This window comes from Parabacteroides hominis (genome assembly GCF_014287585.1).
GTDB classification, from domain to species: Bacteria; Bacteroidota; Bacteroidia; order Bacteroidales; family Tannerellaceae; genus Parabacteroides; species Parabacteroides hominis.
On record NZ_JACOOJ010000014.1, the window covers coordinates 64760 to 86130 of the forward strand.

A 21371-nucleotide genomic window follows, 5' to 3' on the forward strand; every position below is an offset into this window, starting at 1 on the left:
ATTCCGTTTTGTCATAATGGACTTGATCCGGGAAGACATAGAATGAATTTTGACACACTGCCACTGCCTTTTGTTCCTTTTTATTTTTCACCCGGCAATAGCGGCCAGTTCGGGTCCGGTCTGTGTTCACGAACCATGATATTTTTCAGTTCCGCTACTTTTTCAGGATATTGGTCCAGTACATTATGCCGTTCCGACGGGTCGGAAGCTAAGTTATACAGTTCATAATAGGGCTTGTCACCGCGGATATTCATGTGAACCAATTTCCACGGTCCTTTGCGTACGGCCTGGCGACCGTTCAGTTCTTGGAATTCGAAATACAGGAATTCATGTTCCTTCTGTCCTTTCCGGTTTTCCAGGAGGGGAAGCATGCTGACGCCGTCCATCTCTTTCTGTTTGGCTTTCGGATGGATTATTTCTTCGAAGGTCGGTAATACATCCCAGAAAGAGCACATAAAGTCTGTTTCCGTACTCGGTTGGACATGCCCCGGCCACGAAATGATCATCGGGACGCGGATGCCGCCTTCATACAAATCCCGTTTATATCCGCGATAAATGCCGTTGCTGTTGAAGAAATCGGGGTCGGCTCCTCCTTCCATATGCGGGCCGTTGTCGCTTGCAAAGATGATGATGGTATTATCATATAAGCCTTTGTCTTTTAACTTCTGGATGATCTGACCGACATAGACGTCCAGGCGGTAAACCATAGCGGCGAAAGTGGCATGCGGATAGAATTGAGTGCAATAACCTCCCTTGCGGAAAGCCGGACTGCCGGGTTCCACACCCTTATGAGGCTTTTCCGGATACATGCCACGGAATTTCTTGATAATGCTGTCTTCCGGAACGATCAGTTCAGCATGCGGAATAATGGTCGGATACCACATGAAGAACGGTTCGTCGGGATTCATATTATCCAGATAGTCCAATGCTTTTCCGTGAATAAGATCTTGCGAGTATGTTCCTTTTCCATATTCTACATTCAGGTTGTTGTCTTTCAGTTCCACCCGTTTGTCGTTATCCCAGAGATGGTCGGGATAATAGCTGTGTGCCAGCAGTTGGCAATTGTATCCGTAGAAAGTGTCGCAACCCTGGTTTTTAGGATCACCGGTCGAACCGATATAGCCCAGTCCCCATTTGCCGAAAGCGGATGTCTTATATCCTGCATCTTTCATTACCTCGAAGATGGTACGGGCGTCAGCGGGAAGCGGAAATTGTCCTTCCGGGTCGAGTTCGAGGTTACCGCGGACAGGCGTGTGCCCGCTGTGCGTGCCTGTCAGCAGGCAGGAGCGGGAAGGAGCGCTGACAGTTGTCCCTGAATAGCACTGCGTAAAACGCATTCCGCTTTGTGCCAGCTTGTCGATGTTGGGTGTCTCGAACTTTTCCTGTCCGTAACAACTTAGATCACCATAACCCAAATCGTCCGCAAGGATAAAAACGACATTCGGTTTCTTGTCCTTATTCTTCTCCGCATGGATGAAAGGTGCTGCCAGCAAAAGGCCGGTCGAAATTAGAATTGCTTGTTTCATGATATATGTTTTTTGTTAGAATGCTTACAAAGTTATATTTTTTATGAGGAATAATTATCTTTGAGCATAAAATATAAGTGAATATCATGAAAAAGATAACCTGTTTACTCTCCGCTTGCCTGTTTCTGTTAGCGATGGCAAGCTGTTTAGGGCCTTCGGCTGCTTCTTATTATTTGGATGCTACGAATGGCGATGATAATCAGAACGGACTTTCCGAATCGAATGCCTGGAAAAGCCTTTCCAAACTCCGGGACGTGAAATTGAATCCGGGTGATAGGGTGCTTCTGAAAAGGGGAGATATTTTTCAGGGAGAACTCGAAATATCGGGACAAGGAACCTCTGATAACCGGATTTATGTAGAAACATACGGTGAGGGAGATAAGCCCTGTATTGTCGGCAACGATACTTCCCTGTATGCCGTCCGTATCCTCAATTCAGATTATCTGACACTGCGGAATGTGGAAATAGTCAATACCGGGAAGGAAAGGAAACCGCATCGTACGGGGCTGAAGATCGAATGCCGGAACTATGGAGTTTCCAAGAACATCGTCATAGACGGTGTGGATATACGGGATGTAAACGGTTCGTTGGTCAAGGAAGAAGGAGGCGGTAGCGGCATCCTGATCGTGAATGGAGGGAAAGATGTCATATCTGTCTTTGACAGCCTGACAATAGAGAATTGCCGGATCCGGCGTTGTGCCCGTAACGCGATGATCTGGTCGGGATATAGCAGCCGGGAGAACTGGCATCCGAGCAAACATACGGTTATCCGTAAAAACCTGATAGAGGAGGTTCCGGGCGACGGTATCGTTCCGATCGGTTGCGACAGCACGTTGATAGAATATAACGTGATGCGCAATTGTCCGGCTACCCTTCCCGATACGGAGGCCGCCGCCGGTATCTGGCCGTGGAGCTGCGACAATACGGTTATCCAGTTCAATGAGGTGAGCGACCATAAGGCTCCCTGGGATGCACAAGGTTTCGATTCGGACTGGAATTGCCGGAACACGCTTATCCAGTATAATTATAGTCACGATAATGATGGCGGGATGGTGCTGATCTGTAACTCCGGCGAATCTCCGGCTTCTTTCAATGCCGGGAACGTGGGGACCGTTGTGCGTTACAATATCAGTGTTAACGACGGTCTCCGGACCCGTCCGACACGTGTCGGCATGTTTTCCCCGTTAATCCATCTGGCCGGACCGGTAAAGAATACGACTATCTGGCGTAATATTATTCATGCAGGTAAAAAGACGATAAAAGAAGCGGATCGCAGTATGATGACTTTCGATTCCTGGGGCGGTTATTCGGACAGTACCTTTGTGAAGGAAAATATTTTTTATACGCCTGAAATAAGTACGTTCAATTTTACAGAGTCAACCAATAATGTATTTGAGGATAATTATTACTTAGGTGCGTTTAAGGTGAAACCGGCTGATCCCGGTGCACAAACCGTTTCCGGTGTTTATCGTTTCTCTGCATTGATGGATACGGTCGCTGTTGCCGGCTCGGAAGGTGTATTTGTAAATGAAAAAGCAATCCGTGAATTTTTTGAAAGATGAAAAGTCGTACCTTTGTACGGTTGAACAGATAAAAAGAAAAGAACAGTGGCAAAGATAGTGGAAACACCCTTGATGAAGCAGTATTTCGATATAAAGGCGAAACACCCTGATGCAATCCTGCTATTCCGTGTAGGCGACTTTTACGAAATGTATGGCGAAGACGCTGTGACCGGAGCTGAAATACTGGGTATCGTACAGACGAAAAAAGCGAACGGACCGGGGCAAACGGTCGAGATGGCCGGTTTCCCCCACCATGCGTTGGACAGCTATCTGCCTAAACTGGTGCGTGCCGGCAAGCGCGTAGCAATCTGCGACCAGCTGGAAGATCCGAAGCTCACGAAAAAATTAGTGAAACGCGGCATCACCGAACTGGTGACTCCGGGTGTCTCTATCAACGACAATATCCTCAACCATAAAGAAAACAACTTCCTTGCCGCCATCCATTTCGGCAAGGATGTCTGTGGAATCGCATTCCTCGATATATCTACCGGCGAGTTCCTGACGGCCGAAGGAACCGTTGATTATGTGGATAAACTGCTGAATAACTTTTCCCCGAAAGAAGTCCTGGTCGAACGGGGTAGCCGTAAACGTTTTGAAGAGGCTTTCGGTCCCCGGTTCTTTATTTTCGAACTGGACGACTGGGTGTTTACTTCGGAAGCCGCCAACGACCGTCTGTTGAAACATTTCGAAACGAAGAATCTGAAAGGTTTCGGTGTCCAGCACCTGAAATTAGGAATCGTAGCTTCGGGAGCCATCCTGTATTATCTGGATCAGACGCAGCACACCCATATTTCTCATATCACCTCTCTTTCCCGTATCGAAGAAGACCGCTATGTGCGCCTCGACAAGTTTACGGTGCGCAGCTTAGAATTGGTCAGCACGATGAACGAAGAGGGTACGAGCTTGCTGGACGTACTGGACAAGACCGTCTCGCCGATGGGATCGCGTATGCTGCGCCGTTGGATCTTGTTTCCGTTGAAGGATGTGAAACCGATCCACGAGCGTCAGGACGTAGTGGAATATTTCTTCCGTCATCCCGAAGTGAAAGAACTGTTAGAAGAAAAATTAGAACAGATCGGCGACCTGGAACGTATTATTTCCAAAGTAGCGGTCGGCCGTGTCTCTCCGCGCGAAGTAGTGCAGTTGAAAGTCGCCCTTCGCGCCATCGAGCCGATTAAAGAGGCTTGCATGGCAAGCGATGAACCGAGCCTTTGCCGTATCGGCGAACAGTTGAATGCCTGTGCCCTGATCCGTGACCGGATAGAAAAAGAGATCGCGGGTGATCCGCCTTCCTTGCTGAACCGGGGCGGCGTGATTGCGACAGGCGTGAACGCCGAGCTGGACGAACTGCGTGCAATCGCTTATTCGGGCAAAGATTATCTCTTGAAGGTACAAGCACGGGAAATAGAATTGACGGGCATATCGAGCCTTAAAATCGGTTTCAACAACGTCTTCGGATATTATATCGAGGTGCGTAACACCTACAAGGACAAAGTCCCTGCCGAATGGATACGCAAACAGACCTTGGTGAATGCCGAACGTTATATTACCGAAGAACTGAAAGAATACGAAGAAAAGATATTGGGGGCGGAAGAGAAGATACTTTCGCTGGAAGCCCGTCTTTTCAATGAACTGGTACTTTGTCTTTCCGAATATATTCCGCCCATCCAGGTGAATGCAAACCTGATCGGTCGTCTGGACTGTCTGCTCTCGTTTGCCAAGGTGGCTGAAAGCAACCGCTATATCCGTCCGGATGTGAATGATTCGCAGGTGATCGATATTAAGGCAGGCCGCCATCCGGTGATTGAAAAGCAGTTGCCTATAGGCGAGTCTTATATTGCCAATGACGTCTATCTGGACGATGAAAAGCAACAGATTATCATTATCACCGGACCTAACATGGCCGGTAAGTCCGCTTTGCTTCGCCAGACGGCCTTGATCACGCTGATGTCCCAGATCGGTTGTTTCGTTCCCGCCGAATGCGCCCGTATCGGGATTGTGGACAAGATATTTACGCGTGTGGGAGCCTCGGATAATATCTCGGTGGGCGAATCTACCTTTATGGTGGAGATGAACGAGGCTTCGGATATCCTCAACAACATGTCTTCCCGCAGCCTTGTCCTGTTTGACGAATTGGGACGCGGGACAAGCACATACGACGGTATTTCCATTGCCTGGGCGATTGTAGAATATATCCACGAGCATCCCAATGCCCGTGCGAAGACCTTGTTTGCCACACATTACCACGAGCTGAACGAGATGGAGGCTTCTTTCAAGCGTATCAAAAACTACAATGTTTCGGTGAAGGAGGTAGGCAACAAAGTGATCTTCCTGCGCAAGCTGGTTCCCGGAGGCAGTGAGCACAGCTTCGGTATCCATGTGGCCAAGATGGCGGGCATGCCGAAAAGCATTGTGAAACGTTCCAACGAGATCCTGAAACAGTTGGAAACGGAAAACCGCCAGGAGGGGATCGCCACGGAAAAGCGCAAAGGCAGCGTCAAAAGCAAGCCTGTAAAAGGAATCGCTTCTTCGGCAGACGGCTATCAGCTCAGCTTCTTCCAATTGGACGACCCGGTACTCAGCCAGGTACGGGATGAAATCAAAAACCTGGATGTCAACAACCTGACGCCGCTGGAAGCTCTGAACAAGCTGAGCGAGATACGGAGGATTATTACCGGGAAATAAACCGATTGCCGGTATTTATATTTAAGGGTAGGCATCTCTCCACCATTAGAGAGGGTGTCTCCCCTATGTTGGAGAGGATGTCTCTCTGCTGTAGGGGGATAACGTCTCCTCTACATTAGAGAGGCTCTCTCTTTTTTCTTGTCTTTTAACAAACCTGGATAACAGGTATGTCTAACAGGAAAGCTATCTTCTTTAGCTTGTCCGCGACATGTCCGATACCGATTGCACAGTGGTGTGAAGGACCAGCCTTACTCCATCGGTCCATAAAAGTTCGGGCTCCGCAGCCGAACCTGTAGCGGCTGTTCGTATTTCCTATTTGCAGGGTGGGTCCGTCGGTCGATTCTCCCTCTGCGACAAGTAGAAATACGCCATAATTATTTTCACATACGGAAAGAAAAGTGACAGGTCCCTGCTTGACGCGCATCTGAATGGACAATCCTTTGCCTGGTTTACCGTGATATATGGGTAGCGGTACAAGGCTGACCTTTCCCTCGGCAATGGCGAAATGAGCCGGTCCGTCATGTCCCCATAAAACAACATCGTCATTGAAGTCCATTGCGTACGGTTCGGAGAAAGAGCCTCCGGCATACAAAAGAGAGAGGAGCTTCATGGCTTGTACGTTCTTTACTTCGCACTCGCCTGCTACCGGGATGCCGCGTCCTGTAAGCAAAGTATTGCCGGCTATTACGGAAGTCACGATATTTTCATAATCGTTTCCTTTCCAACCTTCGTAGTAGTAAGCCATTGAACCGAGGTCGTGGGCTTCGGTCAGTTTATCGAGTGCGACAGAGGTGCGGGCAGCACGATCCAATTCGTATTCTTCACAATGCGGATCGACTTCAAACTTCATGGAAAATTCCAAACGTTTTGCCGTTAGCTCGTCTTCCGTTACAGCATCCCGGTATGCTTTGAGTTCGCACATTTCGAGAATCTCTATGTGAGTGCCGAAAGTGGAAGATTGCCGGGTGGTGTCGGTGTAAACGTCCAGCATACCGCAATAATAGTGTCCGAGAATACCCATCCGGTTGTTACGCATCCCTTGTACGGCCCTTGCCGCATCGATCCAGTTTTCGATTTCGTTCCATACGAATGGTTCTTCGAGGTAACCGGTCAGGATATCGTATTTGATGCCGGCACGGTTGAATACGCAGGCAAATTCCGGAGTGGAACAGGCTTGGCAGTGAGCCAGCCATTCACCGGTCATTTTTCCACGGTCGCCTAATCCGTTGATATAATTGTAATTTATGGCGGCTACGGGTTGTATGTTGAGCAGGATAACCGGAATTTTGATGCGCTGGGCGATCGGGAGGATCGTCGAGGAAAGGGCATAGGTCGAGATAAAGATGAAGAGGATTTCTATGTCTTCACTTTTTAAAACTTCTACTGTCCGGATCGCCTTTTCCGGGCTGTCTACCATTCCCCCGTCAATCACGGTTGCCTGTAGGCCGGACATACGTTCTTTTATCGCTCTTTGATAATCCGTCAATCGGGGGAGGAGTCCTTCGAATTGATTCCAGTAGGTGTTCAATCCGACTCCGATCAGTCCGACTTTAACTTCCTTTTTTGTTGTATTCATGGTATTCTTCATTATTTATTTTTCTTCACTTTGAAAGTATAAGTACCGGAACCTGTTGTTGCCACGATATATCGGTTTCCTTCTTGTTTGCAACTGATTCCGGGGACATCTTCCAACCGTACACCGCTTTCGGTTATTTGTTTCGTATCGGCAGACGGGAGATAGATAGAGGCCTTGCTGTTTGCGGGTACTTCCACTCGGATGATAAATTCTTTATCGTTGTCTTTCCAGTCGGAAACAATCTGTCCGTAAGGCGATTCGTAGGAAACTTGTGCGTCGCGGACATCACCGACCGGTTCCGGTTTGATGACAATATGCTTAAACCCGAAAGAATCTTCTTGCTGGCGGATGCCTCCTAAGCCGCTGAACAACCATTCCATCAGGTGTCCCAGCATAAAATGATTATTCGATACGAAGCCGTATGCTTGCCAGGATTCAGTGAGAGCGGTAGCTCCGTGTGCCAGTTGCCAACCATATCCCGGAGTGTCGTACTTGCAGTTCATATCGTATATGACATCCGAAGCGCCACCGGCTTCAAGAGCACGCAAGACATAGCGGTAGCCTACGTCGCCTGCCGTCAGGGCGTTGTTGCGTCCGCGGATATCGGCTATCAGGTTATCGAATACCTGCTGCCTGTTTTCCGGAGTCGTCAGTCCCATGTAGAGTGCGATGGCGTTTGCCGCCTGGCTGTTGCGGTCGTAGGTACGGGTGGATGGGTTCCAGAAAGTCCGGTTGAAGGCTTGTTTGATCCGGGCGGCCAGTTCCTGGTACTTGTGCGCATCATCCGGTTTGCCTAAAAGGTTTGCCATTTTCTCCATCAGAGTGACGTCGTAATAGTAGATAGCCGTTGCCGTTACGCCATTGGAGGTCAGTTGCGATTCTCCCGGACTTTTCGGGCCGATGTCGAACCAGTCTCCCAAGCCGTAGGCGATAATATGGTTGTCGGCTTTCGAGGAAAGGTAGTCGATGTAGCGTTGCATATCCGGATAATAGGTTTCGATCGGGCGCGTATCGCCATACCATTGGTAAATGTACCAAGGGCTGATGACAAATGTGCTTCCCCATTCCGGCGTATCCTTGAAGCCTCCTTCGAATTCGACCAGTTCGGGAGCAATGGTCGGTATCATGCCGTTGGCTGCTTGTGTGGAGCGCATATCGTTGAATGTCTTTTCGTACAGGCGTGCCAGGTTGTAGCGGTATTGTACGGAGTATTGCATCAGATGCGCTTCTTCCAGCCAACCTAATTTCTCACGATGCGGACAGTCGGTCAGTACGCTTGCCATATTGCTGCGGATCGCCCAGTCGATCAGTTCATATGTCTGGTTAAACAACGGCTTGGAACAATGGAAACTTCCTACATTTTCGGCCGAATTGCAAGTATGAAGACCGGTGATTTCCGTTATTTCAGGTAGTCCGTCCGGATTGGGTTGGCCGGCAGGAACAGCACCTTCGACCTGCACGTAACGAAAGCCGTAATAAGTAAACTGGGGTTGCCAGCTTTCAAAACCTTTTCCTTTCGGTGTGTAACCGAACCAGAAAGGAGCGCCGGACGCGCTTTGGTTTACGGTACTGTCCGGATTCAGCAGTTCAGCCGGATAGAGCTTAACCGGGTGCGTGTCCTTTGAATGCAGGGAAAGCCGTATGATGCCGGAAAAGTTTTGTCCCAAATCGTATACCCATTGTCCTTGCCTGGTCTTGAAAAGACGGACGGTGGGGATCCGGTCACGTACGGTCAGCGGTGCGGAACGTTGGGAGAGGAGCCGGGTTTTCCAGCCTGTGTCGAGGGCTTTGTTCCAGGTACGGTCGTCGAAACCGGGTTGCATCCATCCGGCCTGTTCTTTCGTGGCATCGTAGTCTTCACCACCGTAAATACTGCTGTAGGTAACGGGGCTTTCGGTTGTTTTCCAGTCTGTGTCGGTTACGATGTCCTGCGTACTGCCGTCTGCATATTCGATTTGTATTTTCATCAAGAGGCGTGGAGCGCCATATGAAGCAAGCAGTTTGAAATAACGTTCCCGCGGGATATTAAAAAAGCCGTTCCCCAACATGACACCTATTGCGTTTCCGCCTTGCTTTAGCTGTCCGGACAGATCGAAAGTGACATATAGCGCACATTTATCGTATTTAGTCCATCCCGGATCGAGAAAATTGTTACCTACCTTTTCCCCATTCAGGAACATATCGAAATGTCCGAGTCCGGAGACATAGGCGGTCGCTCGTTTCACAGGTTTCCGAACCGTAAATTCTTTTCGGAATTGGGGGAGGCGGTACATACCGATCTTTTTGCCTTTGAGCTCCCGGTCCACGTTGGCCAGTCCGTGCAGCCCTGTCGTGACGATTTCGTCTTTCCTGTCTTTTTCCAGTGCAATCCATTTGGCATTGCTCCAGTCTTTTTTCGAAAGAAGCCCCATGCCGAAGGTATGTGTACAGCTCCAGCGGGAAGGGTTGTCCTCCTTATCCCAACTCCTTACTTTCCAGTAGTAGGTCTGTCCTGCTTTCAATTCTTTTCCTTTGAAAGGAACAAGAATCGAAGCGGAAGAAAGCATTTTCCCGCTATCCCAGATATTTCCGTTGCCAGCTTGTAGTTTTTCCGGAGAGTCGGCCACTAATATCTGCCAGGCCGATTGTTCGAAGTTCCGTTGTTGTGCCTGTATCTGCCAGCTGAAACAAGGTTGTCCTGTTTCGATTCCTAACGGGTTTTCTTCCTGTTCGCATCTCAGGTTATAAACGGAATGTGTGTCCGCTGCCTGTAGAAAGAAAGGAAAAACCATACATAAGATACAAATGTTTAAAAGTCTATTTTTCATGCTGCCGTCCTTTTTTGAAAAAGGTGCCATGCTTTTCCGGAAAAGCACGCACCCTTTTTTCGTGTATGTTTAATGAATTAATTCAAAGTCTTCCATCAGCCCGTAATCCACCATCTGGTATTCTTTTCCGGGTATCGGTTTGTCTACGTTTTTCCAATGCCAGGGAGATGCCAGGCCGGGAGCCGGATTCCGGTAATGCGGGCCTAACAGGTTCTTCAAGCTGCCGATCACATGTACGTCGATCGTGTTGCTGCCTTCTTTCAGGTAAGACGTTACATCCAGTTGCCAGGGGTCGAAGGCGATCATACCGGCTTTCTTTCCGTTGACGTATACTTCTGCTACCGTGCCGTTCCATTTGTTCAGTTTGACGGCATACCTGTCTGTAAGGTCGTTGAGGGCATACTCTTTGCTGTAGCTCATATCCCATGAGTAGAACGGTTGCTTTTGTTCTTTCCAGCTACCCAGTGTGAACGATTCCTGTGGTGCGTCGATGCTCCATCCCTCTTGTTCGGGTACGACCGAGAAGTTTCCGATGATGTAGACCGGTTCTATCTCCGCAAAAATACTCATCGGGTTGATACTGAGTTCTACCGTATTGCTACCTTTTTTCACCTGTCCGCCTATCGGATAAACGCCAAAAGAACGGTCCAGCCACCATTCACCAGGAAGAGCATTCACGAGATTCCCGTTGATTTTGACGGTAAATAGTTCGGGGCGTTCGGAAACCAGTTTGATACCGGAATAGTCGAAAGCGTCGTTTACCGTAAAATGATAGGAGGCTGTGAAGCCGCCATCCTTAAAGTTGTCGCGATCGAGGATATTCCGTTTGTATTGTACGGAGGTGTTCCAGGGATTGCCGTTGGTGAATCCGTGTGCTTTGAAAGCGATATCGGCGGCACGGGAGAAATGTTGTTTCTTATGTGTTTTTCCTTTTACCGTAACGTCGCAAAAGTCAATTGTCAAAGCATTGTCGCGTAAGCGGCTGACGGTGGTTCGGCTTGTTGCCGTAACCGGGCTGCTTCCTACTTTTCCAGGACGTTCCGGATAGCTTTTCGGTTTTTTGGCAGAACAGTAAAGCAAGAGGCTTCCTGCCGGTTCGATCCGGAAAGATGTACTTAGTTTGTCTCCTTCTTTTGAAGACGGATACGTATAGATTTCTCCGTTTAGTGCATCCATTTCCAGCATGGCTTTTCCCTGCGTAGAAAGGGTGCCGTCTACAACTTCATCCATTGAAGAGTTGACAAGGAAAACCAATTCTCCGTCAGCAAACTGGCGACGGTGGTGATACAGGTTGCCACCGTTGAAAGTGATGCTGAAGTTATCGGAAGAGAAATACCGGGCAATTACATCTTTGGACAGTTCCGGGAGCGATGTGACGGCTGTACTGGCCAACAGTCCGGCCAGTTCGTCATTGACGGCTCCGTCTATCCGGGTGGGAGCGGAGAAGGTTATGATCTGTCCACCCTGTTCTACAAATTGCCGCAAGAGGTTGAAGGTAGGCTTGTTTAAGGTCTCCATCATGGGAGGCAGAACGACAGTCGAGTAGGAGGTATTGCCTACGATGAAACGCCCGTTTTCTACCTTTCCGAGGTCTTTGATGATGTTCTCGGAACCGAGATCATATGCTACCTGGTTCTTTTCCAAAGTTGTCACAAAAGCCTGGAAATCGGTTCCTATCTCCATGAGTTTCGGGGAACTTCCTGCATGGACGTAATAACTCCATAAGGTAGAAGTGGGTTCCAACACCAGGATATCATTCTTTTGGACTCCTTTACTCATGACAAATGAAAGGCGTCCGTAATAGTCGTTCAGTTCGCGGTAGTCGGGCCACCAGGGAGAATGATAGGTGAATACCGGCGGATAGTCGTATTTGCGTGCTCCCGTCAGTGTCATGTGGGCTAAATGTTGGTTCATGAAGTTGACTCCGAGTACATATTCCCAGTCACCTAACCGTTTGAAATCCTTGAAAGTTTCGTCCCAGCCTCCGCCTCCATAAGTTTCGCTGAGGGTACGGCTGCGGCCTGTCTGGTTGGCGGCACTGCGCAATTCTTTTACCGCACGGATATTGCCGAACTGTGCCTGCGGATTCGTTTCGTCGAACTGGTTGAAGAGCATGTCAATGGCCGGAACCTGATGCCAGGCGTACATTGCCATATTGTCCGGTCCGTCGTTCATCTGCGGCCAACCGTGTTCCCAATAGTGCCCGGTCCATTTCAGGTTGTTCGCCTCGCAATAGTTATGCCAAGGTTTGGACCAGCGGTCGACGAACATTTGCAACAGGGTTTCCATATAGTTGTGGCGGACTTGTTTCCAATTCCCAGTCTCTTCGTTCAGGAGGGGAAGGAGTGGTTTCAGGTCATATCCCCACTGCTTTTGAAAGACTTCGAACAGATCCGGAGTCCAACGCAGGCCACCCGGACTACTGATGTTCGGTTCGTCGGTGAAGATACCGAAAACAGACTTCCCGAACTCGTCTTGTATGCTCTTCTCGTAACCTTTCATTGTGATGTCGATGAACTTCTCTGTTACGCCGGGAACAAGCAGATCGACATATGAGTAGCCACCGTACCAGTCCGACTTGCCTAAGTAGGTCTTTTTGTAGAGGTAATAATCTCCTTTCGCTTTTTTATATGTATTCGTATTTTGCGTAATGTCAGCCCATTTGTCACCTTCCTTTTTCAGGATGATGGAATATGCGTCTGTCTCGTCTGGCAAGAGTTCTGCTTTCGTCAGGGCAAGTCCTTGTCCCTGGTTGTAGGATTCGGGCATCTCTTCCGGAACATGTCCTCCGGCAAATCCGCTGGGATAGGAGTTTTCATCGTAGATCCAGATGTCCAATCCCATTTCTTTTCCTTTATCGACGGCATAGCGATATAGGGAATACCATTCGTCGGACATATATTCCGTGATCATGCCCGGACGCGGATGGATAAAAGCTCCTCCGCAGCCCGCATCTTTAAAGTCTTTCAGCATGCGGTCTATTTCAGCCTCCGTAACTTTTCCGTTCCAAACCATAAAAGGAGCTGTACGGAACTCGGATGAAGGATTGGAGAACTGGGTTTCCAGAGTGGAAAAACTGTCTGTCGTTTCCGCTTTGTTGCCACTGCAACCGACCGTTCCGAGAGACAGGATACCTCCCGCTACGGCATATATAAAGTTTCTGATAATGTGTCGTGTATTCATGGTGTTAATAGTAAAAAGACCTCTACTACAAAAGTAAAGGTCTTTTTGTTAATATGATAATTAATAACCGGGATTTTGCTTGAGTTGATCATTTAATTGCAATTCGTTGTAAGGAATCGGATAAAGCAAGTATTCCGGTTTTATCTGATAGGTACGGTCCGGCAGTTCCGTATCGACCGTTTTGATATATTTTCCGTAGGCGGTCATTACTTCAATAGCTTTTCCTGTTCTCAACAAATCATACCAGCGATGGTTCTCAAATGCAAGTTCATGACGTCGCTCATTGGCAACCACCTCGGCATTGATTGTTGTAACAGCAGGTAAACCTGCACGTGCACGTACCTGATTGACGTAGGGTGTTGCATCCCCTGCACGTCCTTGTTCCACCAGACATTCGGCTAACAATAACAGACAGTCCGCATAACGGTAAACAGGCCAATTATCGTCTGTATTTTCTATCTTGGAGTGTGCGTGACGGTATTTATTGATAAACGGATAGTTTATAGGGTAATCATTGATCTTGGGATCGCCGACTTTTAGTACATCGGCCACGACTAATGCGTTTGCCGCGTCCAGTGTACCGACTGCAACCGCGATAGACGGATCGACACGGAGATCTCCCGGCTCGTAAGAAGCAATCATTTCCGGTGTCGGGACATTCCAGCCTCCTGTCAGCAATGTACTGCAATCGGGAACACCTGTAATAATTTCCGCATTCGTTGTTTTGGGAATAAAGTAGTACAGCCAATCACTTTGCTGTCCTTGATCTCCCATTTGATATTGGATTTCGAAGATCGATTCTTTCCCGTTCTTTTTGGATGTGTCGTATATATCGGCGTAATCGGGGAGTAATTCATATCCCATATTCATGACATCTTTCAACTGTGCTTCCGCTGTCGCATAATCCCGGTCTGGCTTTGTCATTAATACATAAGCGTAAAGCATTTTGGCTGCTCCTTTGGTTGCCGCACCGTTTTGCGGGAATTTGACTGTCGGAAGTTTCTCTATGGCGTCTTTCACATCGTCGACGATGGCCGTATATACGTCGTTAACGGACGAACGGGGTAAGAATGCGTTGTCCGCTCCCGTCACTTCTTCCAGATGCAAAGGGATGTCTCCGTAGCATTGCACCAATTGGAAATACATGAAGGCACGGATGAATTTAGCTTCTCCGATCGTTTGATTTTTGAAATCATCGGGAAAACTTGTCCCTTCAATGCGGTTCAGAATGGTGTTGGCTCTTGAAATGCCTGTATAACATGCATAATACATTTCATTTGTCCACTGATTCTGGTCGTCTACGACAAAATCCGCAATGTTTTCGCGATACAGGATGTGTAGACCGCGATCCGCTTTATAGCGGGTGTAATGCGTGTTGTCGGAACGCATTTCTCCCATCAGATATCCTTGTCTTGCCGATACTCCCCGTAAAGCGGAATAGGCTCCGTTCACTGCTTGAGTGAATTGTTCCTGAGTTTTAAAGAATGTCGCATCATTCGGATAATATTGAGGCGTCAGATTCAGGAAATCTTCCGAACAAGAAGCCAAAGTCAATAATGCAACAACTAAACTAAATATCTTTTTCATGATCTTTCGTTTTAAATTTATAATTTATTTTCCTGTCAGAATGAGATGTTGCATCCGATACTGAATGTTCTTGGAACCGGGTAAGTCGTACGGTCTACCCCTAAACCGTTCCATCCCATATCTTCATTCATGGCTATTTCCGGGTTCATACCTGGGTATTTGGTGAATGTAGCCAATTGCTGGGCTGTTACATATACCCGGAGTTTGGAGAGATACTGGCTCGGTTTGATCGGAATCGTGTAGCCCAGAGTGATATTCTTTATGGTCAAATAGGAAGCATCATATACCCAACTGCTATTATTAAAGCGGAATAATTCCGTGGTACCGGCTTTTGTTCTCGGAACCTGTCCGTCACCCGGATTTTCCGGAGAACGCCAACGGTTGGCAACTTGTTTCAATACATTGAAACAACCGTCGATATTCAAAGTGTGCTCGTAGTTTGAATTTATGATGTCGCCGCCTACCTGTCCGCTGATCAGGATACTCAGGTCGAAGTTCTTCCAGGAAAATTCATTTGTCATACCATAAATGAAATCTGGATTCGGATCACCGATTTTTACGCGGTCATTATTGTCGATTATACCGTCAGGAACACCGTTGGGACCACTGACATCTTTCATGCGGACCGTTCCGATCTCGGATGAGGCATGCTTTGGCTGGGAGTTAAACTCTTCTTCGGTCATATATACGCCGTCAAATACATATCCCATGAATATACCGATAGGTTCTCCTACTGCTAAGCGGTTGAAATCTTCCTGGTTGGAATATCCGCCTTTCGGGGTGTTGTTGGTTCCCATTTGGGTTATCTCATTCCGGTTGAAGGCAATATTCAAATTGGTAGTCCATTTGAAATCACCGACAAGATTGCGGGATTGCAAAGTGATTTCATGTCCCCATGCTTTGTAATCACCGATATTGGAATAAATGTTGGAAAAGCCGGAAGCTCTCGGAATATCGACCTGATACAAAAGTCCGTCAACTTTCTTATTATAATAGTCATACATCAAGTAGATACGATCGTTTAGGAAACCGATATCGACACCTAAGTCCAGTTGCTTTGTTTCTTCCCAAGTTAGGTCATTGTTCCCTAAGTTACCCAATCCTTTTCCCGGAGCTAAAGAACCACCCAGGACATAGTTGTAAGTGCTAACTCCCGCAATATATCGGTAATTACCAATATTGTAGTTACCGGTTAATCCATAGCTGGCTCTTATTTTCAGATAATTCATAACATCGGTTACCGGTTCCATGAAAGCCTCGTCAGATACAATCCATCCGGCGGATATGGAAGGGAAGTTTGCATATTTATTACCTGTTCCGAAACGTGAGCACCCATCCCGGCGGAAAGTTGCCTGTAGTAAGTAACGATCTTTGAAACTGTAGTTTGCACGTGCAATGACGGAGGCCAGCGTCCATTGTTCGATGTTGTTGTCACCGTTTTTTGTGGCACCGGCACCCATCCAGGCGATATCATCACTTGGAAAGTCGGTTGCTGTCAGTTGGTTATATTCGTTGGAATATTTTTGTGCGCTGTAACCGACAAGTGCATCGATGTTGTGGTCTCCGAATTTATGGTTATACATCAACATATTTTCGATAGTCCAGCTATAATGGAAGTTGGTATTGTATTGTCCGCTTGCTTTCTGAGGGGGAGCAGTGAACATCGCTCCTCCGGATGTCGAAGGTGTAAAATCCCTGTAGTTCTTGGCTCCTAAATCGAAACCTGCCTGGAATTTATATTTGATGCCGTTCCATATATCCAGTTCTGCAAAAGCATTGCTTAATAAAGCCAAATCCTGTGTTTTACTTGTTTTTTCATGTAAAACGCGTATCCAGTTAGGCTGGGGGAACATGCCCGGAGAGTTTAAAGAAAGAATAGGTTCTCCGTTTTCATCGTAGGGATTTACAGTCGGGTCAGCCAAGAACGCAGCGCTTAATATCTGCCAGCCTCCGTCTGTATTTTGGTTGTTTTTGATTTGCAAGGTGGGAGCTATGTTCAGTCCCAATTTTAATCGGTCGTTTACCTGATAATCGTTGTTTGCACGTAAAGAATAACGTTCGAAATTAGAATTGTACATGACGCCATCCTGGCGGAAGTAGCCTAATACGATAGCCGTGTTGAACTTATCTTTATTGGCTGTCACACTGATACTGTAATTCTGTGTGGCGGCGTTGCGTGTCAGCAAGTCATACCAGTTGGTTCCGGCACCGTATTGGGATGGGTTTTGATATTGTTCCGGAACTCCTCCGGTATACCCTTCATATCTGGCTGCATCTTCGTAGTATTCTTTTTTGTATTGAGCAAATTCTTCCCCATTCATAACATCCGGAGTCTTTAATCCCTTTAAAGTCTGGATGCCGAATGAAGCGTTCACATCTACCTGGGTTTTGCCTTGTTTCCCTCTCTTCGTTGTGATCAGTACGACGCCATTGGCGGCGCGTGATCCATACAAAGAAGTGGCAGCGGCATCTTTCAGGATGGAAAAGGTTTCGATTTCATCCGGGTTGATACTGCTTAAGTCCATATTGACAGGGATCCCATCGACCACGAATAAAGGTGAACTGCCGCCATTGATAGAAGCTGCACCACGGATACGGAATCCCATGCCCTTACCCGGTTGTCCTGTTGACTGGTTGATTTGTACACCAGCTATCTGTCCTTGGAGCTTTTGAGCAAATTGCCCTACGGGAAAACTTTCTAATTCTCCTGCATCTATCTTTGAAACAGATCCGGTCAAATCCCTTTTTTTCTGCGTACCGTAGCTAACGACAACAAGTTCGTCCAGCTGGTTTACAGTCTCTTTCAGAACGATATTTAATGTTTTTTGGTTGGAGACAGGGATTGTTTTTGTTTCATATCCGATGAAACTGATGGTGAGTATTTGATTGGGGTTAACATCTATGGAAAAATTACCGTCCATGTCCGTAATAGTACCGATGGTAGTACCTTTGATGAAAATGTTTGCACCTGGTATAGGTTCTCCTTTTGCGTCGATAACCCGTCCGGACAGTTTACCGTTCGTTTGTTCTATACCACTGATGGAACCTGTGTTTGCATGAGCTGTTGAAATCACATATCCGGGGCTTAAAAATACTGATAATAGTACAGCTTTAGACAATAGATTGCTGTATATCGATTTGATCATAATATTAAAATTTAATTTAACAGTTGAAATACTCTAATTTTCTCTACTAAAACTTTTTAGGTGTGTTCTTTACTTCTCTCCATAGGCAAATGATTTAAAATTACAATTGAATTTGTTCTGGTAGAACTATGAACTATATGGTATGGATAATTATAAAAAAGTAGGCTCGGTCGTCGGTTTTGGTCTATCTGTAGAGGTTATTAGAGTCTTTTGGGAGGAAAAAAGGAGAATATCTTTTTTGAAAGAGTATCAATTTGACTAATTTTAATATCATTTTTGAAAACATCCGGTAGTTTTATATATCTAATTTTGTCACGGTAGCAAACAATAGACAAGAATAGCCTTAGTTCTACCAGAACTAAGGTATTCCAAAAGCATAATTATCGTTTCGGAATAACTATGCTTTTCTTGTTTTAGTTGTAACTGATCGTTACCTCTTTTTTATCGCTTTGGGAAAAACTTGTTGCCACATCCTGTATGTCCTGCAAAGTGAACTTGCCTGTTATCCGGATTACCACATAGTCCGAATCCGTGTCGGCCAGCATGATCATTTCGTTGATCAGGTCGCCGTTCTGGACGATGTAGAAAGAGGCGCGCGTGTCGTTGTCCTTGACCCGCATCAGTTCTTCGTGCGATTGGCCGATGAGGCTGCTGAATTCTTTCCGCATCTGGTCCCGTACCTCCCGCTTGTCGGAAGTGACGATCTGGAGGCTGTTTATTTTCCCTTTCAGGTTCATCAGGTTGAGGCCGCCGCTTTCTACGTTAGGGATCATGTCGAACATTTTCTTGGAGATGAAGACGGATGTCACGTTATCCATGTCGGCATATTTTTCGAACAGTTTGTCCTGGGCGAAGCACAGGCTGGTGCAGCAAAGAAACAGGATCAGGAATATATTCTTGGATTTCATAAGATTAATCGTTTAAATGTTTGTTTAAAATGTTGTTTACTTTATCTATCTCCTGCCCGGCATTGTCCACCTGGCTGATGCCTTTGTTGAGGTTCTGCGAGAGCAGGAGCAAAGCCTTTTCGGCGGCGACGGCGGCATCTTCCGGATTGGTGTAAGTGTCGCTGAGCCGGTCGTGGGCCTGATACGATGCTTCGTACTGGAAAAGGCCGATGCAGAGCAGGATGGAGGCGGCGATCCCGCTTAGCCAGTACAAAGTCTGTCTACGGGTCAATGAACGAGTCTTCTTTTCTTCCGTGGCAGCCCAGGCGTCGATCTGCTCTTCCAGCCTGCGGGAAAGTCCTTCGGGTAAAGCCTGCTCCTCTTGGAGGGCTTTGTTGATCAGTTCGTCTATCTTTTTATCGTTCATATTCGTATGTATAATATTTTTCAAGTTGTCCCCGGATTATTTTTCGTGCACGGGAAAGTAGCACCCGTATGTTGACGGCACTCAGGCCGGTGATCTGTTCTATCTCGTCCATCGAGCAGTCTTCGATCCCTCTCAACCGGAGGACTTGCCGCTGGTTTTCCGGCAGGCAGTCGATCAGGTGGCGGACTTGCTGCACTTTGTCTTGCATTTCCAGTTCTTCGTCCGGAGAAGAATCTGTCGAGAGGGTGACGGCTTCGGTGACATCTCCCTCATGCCTGCCCGCACGGGCAGAACGAAGATAATCGAGGCAAAGATTCTTGAGCAGCCTCACGCAGAAGGCTTCCGGCTTCCGGATATCGGACAGTTCATCCCGCCGGCTCCAAAGCTTATAGTAGGCATCTTGCAGGATATCTTCGGCATCGGCCTTGTTTCCGACCAGCGCGTAAGCGATCCGGAAGAGCTTGGGATGGAGGGGAAGGAACAGCCTTTTAAAGCTCTCAACATCCATCTTTGTGGTCGTTTATTACTTTCTCGATGTCAGACGGCTTGATCTTTCCTTTGATGCGGATCAGGGCATCGTCGCCACCGTCGGTCGTCAGGATTACCAGTTCGCGGATGACATCTTTGTCGATGCGTACCATTATTTTCGTCCGGTTCTCACCTTCACTGGTCGTGACCATTGTTTCGTAATTCGGGTCTTTCAGTTTTTTGATGGCAGTGCGGAGATCGTCTTTGACGGTACTGCCGCATTCCTCGAAAGAAAGGACTTCGATGCTGTTCACGCCCATCGTCTCGGTGAACAGGCTGCTTATTTTCATCAGGAACGGGCCGACCGTTACGCGGGTTACGTTTTTTTGCTTGGCAAAGTCGTTGAACAGTTTGTCCATGCTCTGGCCGTATCCTGCCTGGCAGGATAGGATGAGGATCAGGATTGCGATGTATTTTTTCATCTTTCTAATGTATTAATCGTTACTTATTCCGTTAGTTCCGGCTCTTCAATGCGCGCTATTGAAGAGCGTTCATCAAGTAGACGGGAACGGAAAAGCCATTGTTACAAAGAAAGAGAAAAAATTTATGATTTTTCCTTGCTTTCTGCTATTTCAACGAAATAAACGCTCGAACAGATCAGGAGGACAGCTATTAATTGGGGCCAACTGAAGCGGTCTTGTCCCAGTATCAGCGAGGTAATGGTCGCCACAATCAGGATCAGGTAGCCATAGATGGCAACCAGTGTGGTCTTCAGGTATTTTAGTCCGACCGGTATTAACAGGTAACTGATAACGGTCGGGAAGATCAGGACGAATGCCAGGACTGCCATCGGTTTCCAATGGATCGGGAGCGTGAAAAGTGTCGCTTCGAATCCTGTAAATCCGGAAACGATGATGGCAGAGAAGGCCGCACCGGAAAAGGTGTACCGCAGCATCGTCATAACTCCCACATGTTTCAATATCCGGTTGCTTGCAATCAGATAGATTGCATAAGCTATGGAACTTAGCAGGCAAAGCAGATTTCCGGTGAAGGCATCGGAGGCCAGGTCGTCGCTTTTCTGAGTCAGGATGCAGAGCAATGCGCCGCCTAATCCGATCAGGATACCGGTTATTTTCATCTTTGTGATTGTTTCTTTAAAGAAGATGACAGACAGAATGAATACCCAGATAGGCTGTAAACTGGAGAAAATGGAGCTTGATACAGGGGTCGTTTTGCTCAATCCCAGCAAGTAAAAGAACATAAAGCCATAAATGCCGAGTGCCCCCAACAGGAATAAGAGAATCTTTTCCCGGCGGGTGGAAGTCTCCGGTTTGGTGAACATGCCGATAATCCAGAACGCAAGAGCGGCAAACGTACAGCGCAGAGTTACACCCGTCAGCGGACTTATCCATAACGGCAGGAGGTATTTCAGCGCGTTCATATTCAACCCGCTGAAAGTTTTGGAAATAATCATGTAAATATTGGCTTCTCTTACTTTATTTTTCACGATGCTTGGG

13 protein-coding genes are annotated in these 21371 nt (G+C 47.4%); 2 read left to right on the top strand and 11 right to left on the bottom strand.

Annotated features, from left to right (window positions below):
* Positions 1 to 80: 80 nt before the first annotated feature.
* The gene (locus H8S65_RS09680; protein ID WP_186929789.1) at positions 81 to 1526 is read right to left on the bottom strand and encodes an arylsulfatase; all 1446 of its coding nucleotides are present in this window, start codon (positions 1524 to 1526) and stop codon (positions 81 to 83) included.
* Positions 1527 to 1612: 86 nt separating this feature from the next.
* On the opposite strand from H8S65_RS09680, the gene H8S65_RS09685 reads away from it, so the two are divergent.
* Both H8S65_RS09685 and mutS read left to right on the top strand, forming a co-directional pair.
* Positions 1613 to 3088 (top strand): right-handed parallel beta-helix repeat-containing protein, encoded by a 1476-nt coding sequence (locus H8S65_RS09685; protein ID WP_186929790.1) that lies wholly within the window; start codon positions 1613 to 1615, stop codon positions 3086 to 3088.
* Positions 3089 to 3160: 72 nt separating this feature from the next.
* A complete protein-coding gene (mutS, locus tag H8S65_RS09690; protein ID WP_222616268.1) occupies positions 3161 to 5773 on the top strand; it encodes a DNA mismatch repair protein MutS in 2613 nt (870 codons plus the stop codon).
* Positions 5774 to 5918: 145 nt separating this feature from the next.
* Here mutS and H8S65_RS09695 read toward each other — a convergent pair whose 3' ends face one another.
* From H8S65_RS09695 to H8S65_RS09740, 10 genes are all read right to left on the bottom strand, one after another.
* Positions 5919 to 7349: an L-fucose/L-arabinose isomerase family protein gene (locus tag H8S65_RS09695; protein WP_186929792.1), complete on the bottom strand. Its 1431-nt coding sequence runs from the start codon at positions 7347 to 7349 to the stop codon at positions 5919 to 5921.
* 11 nt (positions 7350 to 7360) lie between these two features.
* A complete protein-coding gene (locus tag H8S65_RS09700) occupies positions 7361 to 10156 on the bottom strand; it encodes a family 78 glycoside hydrolase catalytic domain (RefSeq protein WP_186929793.1) in 2796 nt (931 codons plus the stop codon).
* Between the two features lie 69 nt (positions 10157 to 10225).
* The gene (locus H8S65_RS09705) at positions 10226 to 13339 is read right to left on the bottom strand and encodes a glycosyl hydrolase (RefSeq protein WP_186929794.1); all 3114 of its coding nucleotides are present in this window, start codon (positions 13337 to 13339) and stop codon (positions 10226 to 10228) included.
* A 60-nt stretch (positions 13340 to 13399) separates the two neighbouring features.
* Complete coding sequence (locus tag H8S65_RS09710) at positions 13400 to 14926, bottom strand: RagB/SusD family nutrient uptake outer membrane protein (protein ID WP_186929795.1); 1527 nt, start codon at positions 14924 to 14926, stop codon at positions 13400 to 13402.
* 35 nt (positions 14927 to 14961) lie between these two features.
* Positions 14962 to 18072 carry a SusC/RagA family TonB-linked outer membrane protein gene (locus H8S65_RS09715; RefSeq protein ID WP_186929796.1) on the bottom strand — a complete coding sequence of 1037 codons (3111 nt, stop codon included), beginning with the start codon at positions 18070 to 18072 and terminating at the stop codon, positions 14962 to 14964.
* Positions 18073 to 18485: 413 nt separating this feature from the next.
* Positions 18486 to 18980 carry a DUF4252 domain-containing protein gene (locus H8S65_RS09720; RefSeq protein ID WP_186929797.1) on the bottom strand — a complete coding sequence of 165 codons (495 nt, stop codon included), beginning with the start codon at positions 18978 to 18980 and terminating at the stop codon, positions 18486 to 18488.
* 4 nt (positions 18981 to 18984) lie between these two features.
* Positions 18985 to 19386 (bottom strand): hypothetical protein, encoded by a 402-nt coding sequence (locus H8S65_RS09725; RefSeq protein ID WP_186929798.1) that lies wholly within the window; start codon positions 19384 to 19386, stop codon positions 18985 to 18987.
* Positions 19376 to 19894, bottom strand: a complete 519-nt coding sequence (locus H8S65_RS09730) for a GFO_1088 family ECF-type sigma factor (RefSeq protein ID WP_186929799.1) — start codon at positions 19892 to 19894, stop codon at positions 19376 to 19378. The genes H8S65_RS09725 and H8S65_RS09730 overlap by 11 nt, the downstream gene beginning before the upstream one ends.
* Positions 19884 to 20336, bottom strand: a complete 453-nt coding sequence (locus H8S65_RS09735) for a DUF4252 domain-containing protein (RefSeq protein ID WP_186929800.1) — start codon at positions 20334 to 20336, stop codon at positions 19884 to 19886. The genes H8S65_RS09730 and H8S65_RS09735 overlap by 11 nt, the downstream gene beginning before the upstream one ends.
* A 122-nt stretch (positions 20337 to 20458) precedes the next feature.
* Entirely contained in the window at positions 20459 to 21361 is a 903-nt protein-coding gene (locus H8S65_RS09740) for a DMT family transporter (RefSeq protein WP_186929801.1), read from the bottom strand.
* Between the last annotated feature and the right edge of the window lie 10 nt (positions 21362 to 21371).

Bases quoted from the DNA above. Each gene is read 5' to 3' on its own strand.
- H8S65_RS09705 (WP_186929794.1), bottom strand. From the start codon at position 13,339: ATGAATACACGACACATTATCAGAAACTTTATATATGCCGTAGCGGGA.
- H8S65_RS09720 (WP_186929797.1), bottom strand. From the start codon at position 18,980: ATGAAATCCAAGAATATATTCCTGATCCTGTTTCTTTGCTGCACCAGC.
- H8S65_RS09715 (WP_186929796.1), bottom strand. From the start codon at position 18,072: ATGATCAAATCGATATACAGCAATCTATTGTCTAAAGCTGTACTATTA.
- H8S65_RS09695 (WP_186929792.1), bottom strand. From the start codon at position 7,349: ATGAATACAACAAAAAAGGAAGTTAAAGTCGGACTGATCGGAGTCGGA.
- H8S65_RS09700 (WP_186929793.1), bottom strand. From the start codon at position 10,156: ATGAAAAATAGACTTTTAAACATTTGTATCTTATGTATGGTTTTTCCT.
- H8S65_RS09730 (WP_186929799.1), bottom strand. From the start codon at position 19,894: ATGGATGTTGAGAGCTTTAAAAGGCTGTTCCTTCCCCTCCATCCCAAG.
- H8S65_RS09725 (WP_186929798.1), bottom strand. From the start codon at position 19,386: ATGAACGATAAAAAGATAGACGAACTGATCAACAAAGCCCTCCAAGAG.
- H8S65_RS09735 (WP_186929800.1), bottom strand. From the start codon at position 20,336: ATGAAAAAATACATCGCAATCCTGATCCTCATCCTATCCTGCCAGGCA.
- H8S65_RS09710 (WP_186929795.1), bottom strand. From the start codon at position 14,926: ATGAAAAAGATATTTAGTTTAGTTGTTGCATTATTGACTTTGGCTTCT.
- mutS (WP_222616268.1), top strand. From the start codon at position 3,161: ATGAAGCAGTATTTCGATATAAAGGCGAAACACCCTGATGCAATCCTG.
- H8S65_RS09680 (WP_186929789.1), bottom strand. From the start codon at position 1,526: ATGAAACAAGCAATTCTAATTTCGACCGGCCTTTTGCTGGCAGCACCT.
- H8S65_RS09685 (WP_186929790.1), top strand. From the start codon at position 1,613: ATGAAAAAGATAACCTGTTTACTCTCCGCTTGCCTGTTTCTGTTAGCG.